At 73.8% G+C, this 14,065-nt stretch carries 10 protein-coding genes; 1 reads left to right on the forward strand and 9 read right to left on the reverse strand.

Going from position 1 to position 14,065, the window contains the following annotated elements:
• The 7 genes from ACLJPL_RS21375 to ACLJPL_RS21405 all read right to left on the reverse strand — a co-directional run.
• Window positions 1–139: adenosylhomocysteinase (locus tag ACLJPL_RS21375; RefSeq protein WP_411082747.1), on the reverse strand; the 139-nt coding region annotated here is incomplete at its 3' end.
• Window positions 140–413: 274 nt separating this feature from the next.
• Entirely contained in the window at window positions 414–1,421 is a 1,008-nt protein-coding gene (locus ACLJPL_RS21380) for a cation diffusion facilitator family transporter (RefSeq protein ID WP_411082483.1), read from the reverse strand.
• Window positions 1,422–1,509: 88 nt separating this feature from the next.
• Window positions 1,510–2,706, reverse strand: a complete 1,197-nt coding sequence (gene manA, locus ACLJPL_RS21385; RefSeq protein WP_411082484.1) for a mannose-6-phosphate isomerase, class I — start codon at window positions 2,704–2,706, stop codon at window positions 1,510–1,512.
• Between the two features lie 196 nt (window positions 2,707–2,902).
• Window positions 2,903–4,036 (reverse strand): SIS domain-containing protein, encoded by a 1,134-nt coding sequence (locus ACLJPL_RS21390; RefSeq protein ID WP_411082485.1) that lies wholly within the window; start codon window positions 4,034–4,036, stop codon window positions 2,903–2,905.
• A 180-nt stretch (window positions 4,037–4,216) separates the two neighbouring features.
• Window positions 4,217–4,399 (reverse strand): Trm112 family protein, encoded by a 183-nt coding sequence (locus ACLJPL_RS21395; RefSeq protein ID WP_411082486.1) that lies wholly within the window; start codon window positions 4,397–4,399, stop codon window positions 4,217–4,219.
• 646 nt (window positions 4,400–5,045) lie between these two features.
• Window positions 5,046–6,413: a phosphomannomutase/phosphoglucomutase gene (locus tag ACLJPL_RS21400; RefSeq protein ID WP_411082487.1), complete on the reverse strand. Its 1,368-nt coding sequence runs from the start codon at window positions 6,411–6,413 to the stop codon at window positions 5,046–5,048.
• Between the two features lie 56 nt (window positions 6,414–6,469).
• The gene (locus ACLJPL_RS21405; protein ID WP_411082488.1) at window positions 6,470–6,847 is read right to left on the reverse strand and encodes a DUF3499 domain-containing protein; all 378 of its coding nucleotides are present in this window, start codon (window positions 6,845–6,847) and stop codon (window positions 6,470–6,472) included.
• Window positions 6,848–7,525: 678 nt separating this feature from the next.
• On the opposite strand from ACLJPL_RS21405, the gene ACLJPL_RS21410 reads away from it, so the two are divergent.
• Complete coding sequence (locus tag ACLJPL_RS21410; protein ID WP_411082489.1) at window positions 7,526–7,957, forward strand: metallopeptidase family protein; 432 nt, start codon at window positions 7,526–7,528, stop codon at window positions 7,955–7,957.
• A gap of 74 nt (window positions 7,958–8,031) precedes the next feature.
• Here the strand turns inward: ACLJPL_RS21410 and ACLJPL_RS21415 are convergent, their stop codons facing one another.
• Both ACLJPL_RS21415 and ACLJPL_RS21420 read right to left on the reverse strand, forming a co-directional pair.
• Complete coding sequence (locus ACLJPL_RS21415) at window positions 8,032–9,570, reverse strand: DUF5719 family protein (RefSeq protein WP_411082490.1); 1,539 nt, start codon at window positions 9,568–9,570, stop codon at window positions 8,032–8,034.
• Complete coding sequence (locus tag ACLJPL_RS21420) at window positions 9,567–13,502, reverse strand: glycosyltransferase family 2 protein (protein WP_411082491.1); 3,936 nt, start codon at window positions 13,500–13,502, stop codon at window positions 9,567–9,569. Before ACLJPL_RS21420 ends, ACLJPL_RS21415 begins: the two co-directional genes overlap by 4 nt.
• Window positions 13,503–14,065 lie beyond the last annotated feature (563 nt).

Raw genomic sequence — 14,065 nt, forward strand, 5'->3', positions numbered from 1 at the left:
GCTGGGTGGCGGCGAACTCCCTGCGGATCGACATCAGGCCGGGCATCTCGTGCTCGGCGAGAGTGATCTCCTTACGGCCGAAGGCGGCGAGAGAAAGGTCGGCGACCTTGAAGTCCTGGCGGTTGGTGACCGTCGTCATAACGGGGCTGCTCCTCGTGATGGGTCGAGGTGGGCTGTCTGGGCTGACTCTGCGGCGACGGACATACGAATGCCCGAGCGCGTTCGCAGTGCAGTCCGTCGGAGGCCCTCTGTCCCTCGCCCGGCTCGCGTCCGCGGACCGGTCGACCGCCATCAGCAGCGACGTCTGTTCCGTATCCGAATCTACACCGAACGGCCCAGTGACCCCCAGCCCGTTCGTGGAGACGGGCGTGTGTGAGGGGTCACCGGGCCGATCGGGGCCGATGTGCGGTGGGTCAGTGGCCGAGATCCTTCGGGCCGCCCGGAGCCCCCGGGTCCTGCCGGGCCGGGGCGCCAGGTGTCTTGCCGGGGTTGGCGCCGGCCGCTGCTGCCTCCGCGTTGAAGATGTCCGGCTCCAGGTAGATGACCCGGGCGATCGGGACGGCCTCGCGGATCCGGTTCTCGGCGGCGTTGATCGCGTTGGCGATCTCGACGGCGGTGTCGTCGTGCTGGACCGCGATCTTGGCGGCGACCAGCAGCTCCTCGGGGCCGAGGTGGAGGGTGCGCATGTGGATGATGCCGGTGACGGTGTCGCCGTCCACCACGGCCGCCTTGATCTTCTCGACCTCTTCCAGGCCGGCGGACTCACCGAGCAGGAGGGACTTCGTCTCGGCGGCCAGGATGATCGCGATGACGATCAGCAGGATGCCGATGCAGAGGGTGCCGATGCCGTCCCAGACGCCGTTGCCGGTGGCGAGGGCGAGGCCGACGCCGCCGAGGGCGAGGATCAGGCCGACGAGCGCGCCGAGGTCCTCCAGGAGGACGACCGGGAGTTCCGGGGCCTTGGAGCGGCGGACGAACTCGGTCCAGGAGCGGTCGCCGCGCGTCTGGTTGGACTCCTTGATCGCCGTACGGAAGGAGAAGATCTCGGCGATGATCGCGAAGACCAGTACCCCGACCGGCCAGTACCAGGCCGTGATCTCGTGCGGGTCCTTGATCTTCTCGTAGCCCTCGTAGACGGCGAACATGCCACCGACCGAGAAGAGGACGATGGAGACGAGGAACGCGTAGATGTAGCGCTCGCGCCCGTAGCCGAACGGGTGCTGCGGAGTGGCCTCGCGTTTGGCCTTCTTGCCGCCGAGCAGCAGGAGGCCCTGGTTGCCCGAGTCGGCGAGCGAGTGGACGCTCTCCGCGAGCATCGACGAGGAACCACTGAAGAGGAACGCTACGAATTTGGCCACGGCGATCGAGAGGTTGGCGACGAGTGCCGCCACGATCGCCTTGGTTCCGCCAGACGCGCTCATAGGTGCGTGGTGTCCCTTCCTGGGTGTTGCGGCAGGTGCCGCCGCGGTACGGCGGCACATTGTTGCAGCCACGGGAAGGGACCGTACGTCAGGCCGCCACCGTGGCACGGAAGAGTGTGCCCGCTCCTGCTGCTTCGACCGCTTCGCCGGCCGAAACGTAGACGGACTGGCCCGGATTCAGGTCGAGTTCGCCGACCCGGACCGTGCCAGCCGTGCAGAGCAGGATCTGCGGGGTGGGCGCGGTCAGTTCGGCGGGGGCGGCCCCGGGCGCGAGCGTGTAGCGGGAGAGCGCGAACTCGTCGACGGGGGTCTCGTACCGCTCCTCGCCGGTCGGCGACGCTTCGGGGCGCAGTACGCCGGGCTCGGTGGCCTCGAAGCGGACGATGCGCAGGAGTTCGGGGACGTCGATGTGCTTGGGGGTGAGGCCGCAGCGCAGCACGTTGTCCGAGTTGGCCATGATCTCGACGCCCAGGCCGTCGAGGTAGGCGTGCGGGACGCCGGCGCCGAGGAACAGGGCCTCGCCGGGCTGGAGTTGCACGTAGTTCAGCAGCATCGCCGCGAGGACGCCGGGGTCGCCGGGGAAGTGGTGGGCGATGCGGGCGTACGGGGTGTGGGCGCCGCCGAGGCGTTCGCACGCGGCCGCCGCCTCGGCGACGGTGTCGGCCATCTCCGCCGGGTCCGCGCCGAGGATCGCCGTGAGCACCTCGCGCAGGGCGGCCTCCTCGGGGTGGGCGCGCAGGAGGTCTGCGTACGGCTTCAGGGAGTCGACGCCGAGTGCCTCCATCGTGTCCGCCGCGTCGGTGGGCCTGCGGAAGCCGCAGAGGCCGTCGAAGGGGGTGAGGGCGCAGATGAGTTCGGGCTTGTGGTTGGCGTCCTTGTACGTGCGGTGGGGGGCGTCGACCGGAACGCCCCGGGCCTCCTCGTCCTCGTAACCCTTGCGCGCCTGGTCCAGGTTCGGGTGGACCTGGAGGGAGAGGGGCGCGCCGGCCGCGAGGAGCTTGAGGAGGAAGGGGAGGCGGGGGCCGAACCTGGCGACGGTGGCCGCGCCCAGTTCCCCTTCGGGGTCGGCCGCGATGACCTCGGTCAGGGGGAGTTCCGGGTGTGGAGTGGGGGTGTTCGCGGCGGTGGTCGTGCCGGTGCGGGTTATGCGGGATGGGGCTCCTGGGTGGGCGCCCATCCACATCTCGGCCTGCGGTTCGCCGGTGGGGGTGGTGCCGAGCAGGGCGGGGATGGCCGTGGTGGAGCCCCAGGCGTAGGGGCGCACGGTGTTGGACAGCCGGTCCATGGAGTCGTCCTCGGGGTCGTACGGGGGCGGGGTGGGGCGGGCAGGCCGGGGGGCGGGGTGTGGGGTGGGGCTGGGGGTGGTGTGGGGCTGGGGTGCAAGGGGGTGGGGAGTGTTCCCGGGTGGGCGTGGTGGTGTGGGGCGTGTCCCCTACCCGTGCGGTGTGGGGCGTGTCCCCGTACCCGTGCGGAATGCGTCCTCAGGTGGGGGTTGCGGCCAAGGACAGGTACACCGCCGCGAAGTCCGTGATCGCGAGCAGTTCGGCGAGGGTCTCCAGCTCGCCGCCCTCGTCCGGTTCCAGTTCGCTGACGGGTGTGTCGTGGCCGAGCGCCAGCTCCCGGGCCGCCGGGTAGGCGCTCAGGCCGCCCGTGGGGCGGTCCCGGAGCAGGACCACCCTGGCTCGCAGGGTCTCCCCCTCGTCCACCCGGTCGCGGAAGAAGTCATCCGGGTCCGCGCCCGCCGCGAAGTCCCCCGCGAGCAGCGTGCCGTGCGAGGGCAGCGCCTCGGGGAGTTCGGCGGCCAGGGCGGGGCGGCCGGCGAGCTCGGAGAGTACGGCGGCGAAGCGGCGGCCGACCGGGCCGGCGGCCGCACCCTCCGTCCACAGCAGCGGCAGGCTGTCGGCCAGTTCGGCGGCGAGCGTCTTGGCCGGGTTGCTGTACGTGGCGATCGTCGGGCCGCAGCGTTCGGCGGTGCGGTCCAGGCGGTCCGCCACCTTCTGGAGTTCCTCGGCGGGGGCCGTCACCAGGCCGACCCGGTCGAGCAGGGCCAGCAGCGGGGTGAGCAGCGCCCACAGGGTGCCGGGGCCGGCCGCCGAGGTCTCCGCGTCGTACTCGCCGTGCGGGGCGGCCGCCATCGGCACGACCAGGCCGTGCACGCCGTCCACCGCCTCCCGCAGCGGGGAGCGGGTCGGGGCCACGGCGACCACCGTGCAGCCTCGGCGGTACGCCTGCTCGGCGAGGAGGGCGAGGCCCGGTTCCGAGCCGTCCGCGGTCGCGATGAGGAGGAGGTCCACGGAACCGGCCCAGCCGGGCAGGGTCCAGCGCAGGGCTCCCGGCGCGGGGGCGACGCCCGTGGGGTGGATCCGGGCCACCGGGGCGGCCGCGCCCGCCAGCGCGCCGATCAGGTCGGCGACGCCGGATGCGGCGGTGCCGGGGCCCGCGACGAGGACGGCGCGGGGGCGGCCCTCCGGGGTGAGGCCGCCGATGCCTGCCTCGGCGGCGTGCCGGGCGGCGGTACGGACCCGGGCGCCCGCCTCGGCTGCGCCGCGCAGCAGGTCGCGGCGGTCGGCTCGGGCCAGGGCTTCCGGGGCGTCGAGCAGGGACTCGTCGAGCATGGCGGTGGGCCTCCGATCACCGGGTGGGGTGCGGGCGGCGAGCTGCGGGTGCGGGGGGGGGGCGGCGCGGTTGCCGGGCTGGTACGGGGGTGGGGCGCGGGTGCCCGTGGGTGGGGCGCGCCCTGTTCCGTCTGGCCCGGGGTGCGGCGCGGGACGTGCCCGTACGCGCTTCGCTCGCGGTCAGGCGGGGCGGCGGGCCTCGTCGACGAGCAGGACCGGGATGTCGTCGCGGACCGGGTAGGCCAGGCCGCAGTCGGCGCCGGTGCAGGCCAGCTCCGGGCTGTCGGCCGCGGTGCGGTCGTCGAGCGGGGAGTGACAGGCCGGGCAGGCCAGGATCTCCAGGAGGCCGGCTTCGAGCGGCATGGGGTGGGTCCCTTCGAGCGGTGTTTCTTCTGATCGAGCGGTGTTTCTTCTGATGCACGTGGATCAGGCGTCGTCAGCCTACCGCTGGGGGGACGGGGGCGCGGCCCGGCCGGGGGTGGGGATCTGGGGATGGGGCGGTGGTGGGGTGGGGATGGGGCGGTGGGGGTGCGGGGGTGGGGTCGGTGGCTGCGGAGGGGGTGGCCGTGGGGTGGGCGGGGTGCGGGTGGGGCGCCTGCGGCGGGCCTCTCCCCTACCCGCCCCTTCCCGAAACCGGGGCTGCGCCCCGGGCCCCCTTTGTCCTCAAGCGCCGGACGGGCTGAGGATTCGGGGCTCCGCCCCGGACCCCGCTCCTCAAACGCCGGAGGGGCTGGGGGGGCCGGGGCAAGTGGAGGGGGCGGAGGAGCTGGGGCGGTGGAGGGCCGGGGCGGGCTTGGGTGGTGGAGGGCCGGAGAGGCCAGGGAGGCTGGGGCGGTGGAAGGGCTGAGGGAAGGTCGGCGGGGCTGGAGGTAGTGAAGGAGCCAGAGCGGCCCGGAGAGGCTGGCGGGGGCGGAGGGGCGGAGGGGCGGAGGGGCGGAATAGCCGGAAGGTCCGGAAGGCCGGAGAGGCCGAAGGCGGCGGAGCGGGCGGAAGCGGAGTCCCGGGCCCCTCAGGTCCTTATCAGGGACAGCACCTCGTCCCGTACCGTCTCCATCGTTCGCTCGTCCCTCGCCTCCACGTTCAGGCGCAGCAGGGGTTCTGTGTTCGAGGCGCGGAGGTTGAACCACCAGTCCGTGGACGTGACCGTCAGGCCGTCCAGGTCGTCGAAGGTGATGTCGTCGCGGGTGCTGTAGGCGGATCTCACAGCGGTCAGGCTCGCCGTCTGGTCGGTGACCGTGGAGTTGATCTCGCCGGAGCCCGCGTAGCGGTCGTACGCGGCGACCAGTTCCGAGAGCGGCTTCTCCTGGCCGCCCAGGGCCGCCAGGACGTGGAGGGCGGCGAGCATCCCCGTATCGGCGTTCCAGAAGTCGCGGAAGTAGTAGTGCGCCGAGTGCTCGCCGCCGAAGATCGCGCCGTGCTTCGCCATCTCCGTCTTGATGAAGGAGTGGCCGACCCGGGTGCGGACCGGGGTGCCGCCGTTCTCTCGGACCACCTCGGGGACCGACCAGGAGGTGATCAGGTTGTGGATGACCATGCCCTCGCCGCCGTTGCGGGCCAGTTCGCGGGCGGCGACCAGGGCGGTGATCGCGGAGGGGGAGACGCCCGCGCCCCGTTCGTCGACCACGAAGCAGCGGTCCGCGTCGCCGTCGAAGGCCAGGCCGAGGTCGGCGCCCTCGGCCAGGACCCGGGCCTGGAGGTCGACGATGTTCTTCGGGTCGAGGGGGTTGGCCTCGTGGTTCGGGAACGTGCCGTCCAGGTCGAAGTACAGGGGTACGAGGTCGAGCGGGAGGCCCTGGAACACCGTGGGGACCGTGTGGCCCCCCATGCCGTTGCCCGCGTCGACCACGACCTTCAGGGGGCGGATCGCCTTGAGGTCGACCAGGCCCAGGAGGTGGGCCGCGTAGTCGGTGAGGGTGTCCCGTTCCGTGATCGTGCCGGGGGCGGTGGACGCCGGGGGCCGCGGGGTGCCTTCCGACCACTGTTCCACCAGCGTGCGGATCTCCTTCAGGCCGGTGTCCTGGCCCACCGGCGTCGCTCCGGCCCGGCACATCTTGATGCCGTTGTACTGCGCCGGGTTGTGCGAGGCCGTGAACATCGCGCCCGGCAGGTTCAGCGCCCCCGACGCGTAGTACAGCTGGTCCGTCGAGCAGAGGCCGATGAGCGTGACGTCCGCGCCCCGGGCCGCCGCGCCCCGGGCGAAGGCGCCGGACAGAGCCGGCGACGTGGGGCGCATGTCGTGGCCGATCACGATCGCGTCGGCCTCTGTGACCTGGACGAACGCGGCTCCGAACAGCTCGGCCAACGCCTCGTCCCACTGGTCGGGCACCACGCCACGTACGTCGTACGCCTTCACGAGCTGCGACAGGTCAGCAACCACGGCCGGTCCTCCTGGGGGTTCTGCGGAACGCCCAAACTACCCGGCCGTACGGATCCTCAGGAGTCGGGGGAGCGCAGCACCCTCAGGTGCCCTCGGCGGGCCACTTCCACCGGGTCCGCGGAACGGGGGCCCCGGACCCCGCCGTCCGGCGCGCGGTCGTGCGGCCGGGCCGCTTCCCGTACCGCGTTGGCCAGGGCTTCGAGGTCGTCGCCGCTGGGGTGCGGGGGCGCGGAGCCGTCGGAGAGGCGCACCACCTCCCAGCCGCGTGGTGCGGTCAGCCGCTCACTGTGCTCGGCGCAGAGGTCGTAGCAGTGGGGCTCGGCGTAGGTGGCGAGCGGGCCGAGGACCGCAGTCGAGTCGGCATAGACGTACGTCAGTGTCGCGACGGCAGGGCGGCCGCACGCGGTGCGCGAACAGCGACGTACAGGGCTCACGATGTTGGACGGTACCGCACTCTTGAGCGGGCTGCGACGACTCTCCCCCGGCTCACCCCACCGTGTCGCCCCGTGGCCCTCGGCACTCCCCCGGTCCCGGTCACCGCCCTGACCTGCGGCGTGGCCGGAACGCGTGCGCGCCCGGGCGGCTGCGGCGGTCGTGCGCCGGAGCGGACAGGGGCGTCCGGGACGTCGTCGGTGATCGGATCAGGGGCCTGAAAAGGGCTCAACCTTGGCCTGAATGTTCAACTGCGGACATCCGGAATGTTCCGGTCTCGGATCCTTGCGATGGGCCGATCTCGGGTCGCAGTGATGGCCCGGCCTCGGGTCGCTGTGATGTCCGGGCCGCGAGGCGCGGCGGGCGGGGTGCGAGGCGCGGGGCGCTGAGATGGCCCGGCCGTGGGGCGATGCGATGTCCGGGGCGCGGGTCGCCGGTCGCCGGTCGCCGGTCGCCGGTCGCCGGTCGCCGGTCGCTGCGATGTTCCGGCCGTAGGTCGCCGGAAAGTGCCAGTCGCGAGTTGCCGGAAACTGCCAGTCGCGGGTCGCCCGAATGTTCCGGTCCGGGTCTCCGGAAAGTACCGGCCTCGGGTCGCCGGAAAGTCCTCTCCGCCGGGCGGGCGGTGGGCCGTGTCCTCGTCACGGTCGGTCCGCCCCCGGGAGCGTTACGCTGCGTCGGTGATGGACAGCTCCGTACCTTCCCCCCACCCTCCCGAGCCGCGGCCCCGGCGTCGCGACCGTCATGGCCGCGGTATGCGGGGGCCGGTCGCACCGCCCCAGGTGCCGCTGTCGGCCAGTCGGGGCGAGGTCTTCCGCGATTTGGTCCAGGACTCGGTGGAGCGTCTGGAGCGGCGCTGGCCGCAGCTGGCCGAGGTCGACTTCGTCGTCCTGGACGTGCCCGAGATCCTGGAGGAGACCGTTCCGCTGGGCAGCGCCGAGTCGGCGGCCAAGGGGCGGCCCGCGCAGATCGTCGTCTACCGGCGGCCCGTCGAGATCCGCACCAAGACCCGCGACGAGCGCGCCCTCCTGGTCCACGAGGTCGTCGTCGAACAGGTCGCCGAACTGCTCGGGCTCGCCCCGGAGTCCGTCGATCCTCGGTACGGGCAGGATTAGGGGCCTTTCGCCCACCTGCCCGCCCCCGCTCCGCCGTCGCTCAGCCCCCGCTCCGTCCTCGTATCGGAATCGGGTCAGTCGTCCAGTACCGAAAGGTCCTGCTCGGCCGAAGGAACCGCCACCGTGCCGCCGTCGTCGGGCAGCGTCTGCACCGTGAACATCTGCACGCCGCCCTCCGGCAGGACGAGCGACCGCGACGCGTGCACCGGGCCCCCCGACACCGTCTCGACGGTCAGCGCGTACGTGCCCTTGAGCCCGGCCGGGGGCTTCGGGACGACGGCCATCGTCGTCCCGGCCTTGACCGTGTACGTCTCGACGGCCGGTTCGCCGCCGTCGCTGCCCGCCGACACCGTGACCTTCACCTTGGCCGTCGCGCCCGGTGCGGCCAGGGAGAGCGTGGAGCCCTTGGCCCGGTTGTCGGTGACGCTCGCCCGCGCGCCCACCGGGGCGGTGGCCGGGATGTAGGCGATCTCCTGCTTGTCGCCGGTGCCCCGGACCACGCGCAGCCCGGCCACGATCGGGGTGGCCCGGTTCTTGTCCACGGGGGTCAGGCGCAGGGAGCCCGGCTCGTCCCGGGTGACGTCCTTGAGGTCGACCGTCGCGGTCATCCTGGACTTGACGTGGAGGCTGTCGTTGCCCGCCGGGGAGAACGTCGTGTTCTTCCCCATCAGCTGCACCTTCACGTCCGCGTCGTCGTCACCGGGCGCGAACGCCACGAGCTGTACGGAAGTGGCGTCGGCCGGGATGCCCGGCATCACCAGAGTGGCGGCGGGATCCGCGGACGCCGTGAGCCAGTCGCTGCCCGAACCGTCGTCGGCGGTCAGGATCACCGCGCCGACCCGCCCGGAGCGGGTCGTGATGTGGGCCGTCAGGTCGTCGACGGTCTCGTCGGTGAGCGTGGAGAGCAGGAGCGCCACGCTGGAGCGGGCCGGCACGGTGATGCCGTCGCCGACCTCCGACGCGACCGCGCCCTTGGGGCCGAACAGTTCGATGTCGGCCACGGCCGCGGTGTCGTCGGGGTTGGTGAGGTGGACGTAGTCCTGACGGGAGCGCGCCGTGCTCGCGCCGGTGAACCAGAAGTTCGTGTCCGGGGCGGTGCAGCTGACCCCGAGGAGGCCCCGGGCACCGCCTGCGGTGACCTTGGTGGTCTGCTGGGCGGCCCAGCCGGGGGCGAGCCGGCCGGTGGCCGTGCCGACGAGGGCCGGGGCGCCCGAACCGTCCGCCTCGGCGAGGACCGGCTTTCCGGGCTCCTTGACGGCGAGGAACGGCTTGTCGGCCTTCGCTCTCGCCTTCTTCGCCGCCTCCTCCGCCTTCTTGGCCTTCGCCGGGTCGGTCTCGGCCTCGTCGTCGAGGACCGCCAGCGCCGGCTTCAGGGCCGCGGCGCCCTCGGCGTCGCCGCCCTTGCCCGCCGGGGTGAACGAGGTGTACCGCGTCTCCGCGAGCTCCGAACCGCTGGGCGCGGGGCAGACCAGGCTGGACCGCTCGACCGGCAGCGCGGACGCGGCCTTCGCCCCGGCGGCGACGGAGCCGCCGGGCTCGTTGAGCGAGGCGAAGCCGGTGATGGCGGCCAGGGCGACGGCCCCCGCGATGAGGGACAGGTGGGTGGACTTCACTCGGACTCGCCTCGCGATGCGTTACGGGTCTGCCACGGGGTCTGGCCCGGGGCCGGGATGTCGGGCTCTTCGTCGTGGTCGGCGGGGGGCCGGACGGGGTCGGCGTACGGGGGCTGCTCGCCGGTGTGGCGGCCGTACGCGTCGTACTGGCCGGGGCCGCCGTACCGACCGGAGCCGCCGTACTGGTCGCTGCCCTCCGCGTCTCCCCGCTCGCCGCCGTACTGCCGCTGCTCCGACTGGTACTGCTGCTGCGCGTACGGGTCCTGGGTCCCGTAGCCGCTTTGGTCGGGGTAGCCGGAGGAGTAGCCGGTGTTCTGCTCCTGCTGGTGTTGGTGATCCTGCTGGTGTTGGTGCTGCTGGTGTTGCTGCGTGTACGGGTCCGGCTGGTACGTGGCGTAGTCGCCCTGCTGGTACGGGGCGGCGGCCTGGTGGTCGGCGCTCCGGTACTGCGAGCCGTCCCACTCCCCGTACTGCTGCTCCGGAAGCGCCGCGTAGCCCCCGGTGGCGGCCTGCGGGTCGTAGTCGGCCTGCGCGGGAGCGTGCGCGGCGGGGCTCTCGGCGTACGGGGAGTCGGCGCTCTGCTGGGCGGGGATGTACTTCCCCAGGTCCTCCGCCTCCGCCGTGGCCGCCGCATCCACATCCGCCGCTGCCGCCTCCGCCTCGGCCGCCGCACGGAGCCTGCGGGCGCGGCGGCCGTCGCCGTCCGCCGCGTCGGCGGCCACGGCGAGCGCCTCGTCGGGCAGATCGTCGTCGATCTCCCGGCGGCGGCCCGGCAGGGCCATGACCACCAGGACCACGGCGAGCGCGCCCTGGGCCCAGAGCCAGAGGGTGTGCGTGAACGGGGCGTCGTACGTGAGGTCGAGGCGGCCGCCGTCCGCGGGCAGTTCGAAGCCCTGGGCCCAGCCGTCGACGGTCTTTCGGGTCAGCGGCTTCCCGTCGAGCGTGGCCTGCCAGCCGGGGGCGGCCTCGTCGGCGATGCGCAGGACGCGGCCCGCGTCGCCGGCCGGGATGTCGGCGTGGGCCTCGACGGGCCCGGAGGCGACGGGGAGGTGGTCGCCCTCGCCGGAGGCCGGGGCGATCATGACGCGGGCGACCTGGCGGTCCACCCGCCACAGCGCGCTGCCGTCCAGCTGGCTGAGGCGGCTGAGGCCGGGGGTCGTGTCGAGGACGCGGGTCATCTGGCGCGGTGCTCCGTCGCGTACGAGGACGTAACGGATGGCGAATCCGCTGAGCTGGCCGCCCTGGTCGGCGCCGGAGCCCGCGACCAGGTTGGCGACGACCTTGTCGAGCCGGCTGTTGCCGCCCGCCGCCTCGGTCAGCTCGCCGTCGCCGAGGCGCGCGCCGGAGCCGCGTACCAGGCTGTACGGGACGTTCTCGGGCGATGTGCCGCCGAGGACCAGGGTGCGCGCCTGGTCCTGGGTCGAGCTCTCCTCGGCCACGAACGCGGGCACCTGGACGGGGTCGCGGCGCTCCAGGGGGCCGTCCGCGCCGCCGATCATCCAGCCGACCGCGGCCAGGGCCGGGGCGAGCGCGGCGGCCAGGGCGATCAGGGCCGCGACGGGCTGACGCCAGCCGAAGCTCTGCTCGGCGACCCGGACGCGCGCCCCGTCCGCGCCGACGAGCGCGGCGGCGATGAGCGCCGCGCCGTAGACGAGGGTGGCGGGTCCGGCCCAGGCCGAACCGTTGGCGAGCGCCGCGACGAGCAGCGCGACGAGTGCGACGGCCCAGGCGGTGCGGACGGCGAACGTCCGCTCGCCGCGCAGCAGGGCGGCGAGCGCGGCCAGCACGATGCCGAGCAGCAGCACACCGCCCGCGGCGTTCGGGCCGCCGGGGCTGATCCCGAGCAGGTCGAGCGCCGAGGCCGTCCCCGTACCCATGTCCCGGCCGGCCTCGTGCAGGAAGGCGGAGGGGTTGGTGAGGAGCGTGAGCGACCAGGGGGCCAGGGCCAGCATCGGGGTGCCGACCGCGGCGAGGAAGCGGAGCCCGTACGCCGTGATGTCGTGGCGGCGCAGCGCGAGCACGCCGAGGCCGAGGACGACGGCGAGGGGCCAGATGACCGGGGTGAACGCGGTCGTGATGGTGAGGAGCAGGGCGTACGCCCAGGTCGCGCGCCAGCTGCCGCGCTCCGCGTCCGGGTCGCCGCCGCCCCGCAGTCCGTGGGCGGCGACGGCGGTGCGGGCGATCAGCGGGAGCAGGACGAGCAGGACGGCGGTGCCGAGGCGGCCGGTGGCCAGGGCTCCGGTCGCGGCGGGCAGGAAGGCGTACGCGACGCTCGCCCAGGCCCGCAGCAGGCGCGACGGGAGCAGCGGGCGGGAGGCGAAGTACGCGGTGAGCCCGGCCAGCGGGACCGAGCAGACCAGCAGCACGGCGACGGCGAAGCCGGTGGAGCCGAGGAAGAGGGCCGACAGGGCGGCGAGCAGCGCGAGGTAGGGCGGGGCGGCGTCGGTGGAGCCGGTGGAGACGGTGTGCCAGGCGTCCGCGTACCGCCGCCAGAGCTCGCCGGCCTCCTCGGGGGCGGGCAGCAGGGCCCCGCCCGCCAGGGAGCCGCCGGTCAGCAGGTTGCGGCAGGCGATGAGGGAGACCACGAGCAGCAGGACGAAGAGGACCGGGCCCGGTTTGCGGCCGATCTTCTTGAGCCGCGCGAACTGGTCGACCTCCAGGAAGTCCGCGTCGTCGCCGCCGGGCCCGGACTCGACGGCTCCGTGCCGCGAGCCGCTCGATTCGGCCTCGTTCCGGTTGCCGAAGTTGCCGGCGACCTGTTCGACGGTGGCCCGGACGGTGGCGCCGGGCGGCGGGAAGAGGGCGCGCAGTTCGGCGGCGTCGACCTCGCCCTTGCCCCGGTCGCGGCGGGCGGCGAGGATGCGGCCCGGCCGCAGGAGGGTGCCGAGGAGGCCGGTGACCTCGTCGAGGGCCTGTCCCGGGACCTTGCCGACGAGGTAGGCGAGGGTACGGAGCAGGGTGCCGACGACGAGCCGGAGCAGGACCCAGGGCAGGACCTGGAGGCGCGCGTTGACGAGCATCGTGTAGACCGCGCCCGCCTTGTCGACGCGGTGCGGACCGGCGACGGAGCGGCCGGCGCAGTCGATGGGACGGCGCTCGCGGGCGGACGCCTCGGCGTGCCGCAGGACGGCGTCCGGGGCGATCAGGACCCGGTGCCCGGCGAGGTGGGCCCGCCAGCACAGGTCCACGTCGTCGCGCATCAGCGGGAGGCTGCGGTCGAAGCCGCCGAGCTCCTCGTAGACGTCGCGGCGGATGAGCATGCCGGCGGAGGAGACGGAGAGGACCGTACGGACCTGGTCGTGCTGGCCCTGGTCCTGCTCGCGGCGGTCCAGGCCGGTCCAGCGGCGGCCGCTGTTGGCGATGGAGACGCCGACTTCGAGGAGCTGCTTGCGGTCGTACCAGCCGCGCAGCTTGGGCCCGACGATCGTCGCGTACTTGTCGCCGTCCACCACGCGCAGCATCTCGGCGAGCGCGTCCGGCTCGGGTGCGCAGTCGTCGTGGAGCAGCCAGAGCCACTGGACCGGTTCGCCGTGCGGCAGCTCCGGCAGGTCGTAGTTCTCGTCGACCCAGGCCCGGGTGACGGGGTCCCAGCCGCCGGGTCGCTTGAGGTAGGGCAGGTCGTCGGGGGTCAGCACCCCGGCGTTGCGGACCGCCTCGTCGACGGCCGTGCCGAAGCTCGTACGGCGGGCGAGGTGCAGGACACGGTCGTCGCCGAGCGCCTCGGTGACCAGCCGGGCGGAGTCGTCGGCGCTGCCGGTATCGGCGGCGACGACGTTCTGTACGGGGCGTTCCTGCCCGATCAGCCCGGCCAGCACGTCGGGCAGCCAGCGCGCTCCGTCGTGGGAGACGAGCACGGCGGTGACGACGTGCCGGGGGAACTCTGGGGCGGCGGCGGCCGCGTTCGGCGCCGCCGGGTGGCTGTGCACGGACATCGAGGTACGGGCCCTCCGGCCGGGTCCGGGGGCGTCCCCGGGGGCTGCATCGGTGTACGCGCGCGCCCTGGCGGGGCGTTGGCGCATCTCGGACGGGGCCCCACACTAACGGTACGGATACGTGGGGGTGGCCCCGAGCGGGTGATGGGGCGGGGGAAGGCCGTGGGTGCGCGCGGGGGTGGGGGCGGGCGGGCGCGGGTCGACGAGCCGGGCGCGCGCAGGCGGATTGGCGTGCGCGCGGGGGTGGATTGCCGGGCGAGCAGGGGTGGATAGCTGCGCGCGGAGGGTGCGGACATGCCGGCGGCCCGGCGTCCGCTTCCCGGGGAGGGGCGATGGACGGCGGGCCGCCGGTGGCGTGCGTGGTCCTGGGGAGCCCTGCTCGGGAAAGGGCTGCCGGGGCCGGGCGGGGAGGCATCTCATCGAGAGAGGCGCCGGGATGTGCTCGGATGTGCTGCCGATCAGCCGATCAGCGGGGCACCTCTGGTAGCGCTGCCTTGCTGAGGCTGGATCGCTGCCTTCTTCTGACCGTGCCTTCCTCTGACCTGGAGGCTCGATCGCTGCCT

The organism is Streptomyces sp. cmx-18-6, assembly GCF_046548915.1.
In the GTDB taxonomy this organism is placed as follows: domain Bacteria; phylum Actinomycetota; class Actinomycetes; order Streptomycetales; family Streptomycetaceae; genus Streptomyces.

Coding starts and splice junctions, on each gene's coding strand:
- ACLJPL_RS21410 (WP_411082489.1), top strand. CDS start 7,526: ATGGACAGCTCCGTACCTTCCCCCCACCCTCCCGAGCCGCGGCCCCGG.
- ACLJPL_RS21420 (WP_411082491.1), bottom strand. CDS start 13,502: ATGTCCGTGCACAGCCACCCGGCGGCGCCGAACGCGGCCGCCGCCGCC.
- ACLJPL_RS21390 (WP_411082485.1), bottom strand. CDS start 4,036: ATGCTCGACGAGTCCCTGCTCGACGCCCCGGAAGCCCTGGCCCGAGCC.
- ACLJPL_RS21395 (WP_411082486.1), bottom strand. CDS start 4,399: ATGCCGCTCGAAGCCGGCCTCCTGGAGATCCTGGCCTGCCCGGCCTGT.
- ACLJPL_RS21380 (WP_411082483.1), bottom strand. CDS start 1,421: ATGAGCGCGTCTGGCGGAACCAAGGCGATCGTGGCGGCACTCGTCGCC.
- manA (WP_411082484.1), bottom strand. CDS start 2,706: ATGGACCGGCTGTCCAACACCGTGCGCCCCTACGCCTGGGGCTCCACC.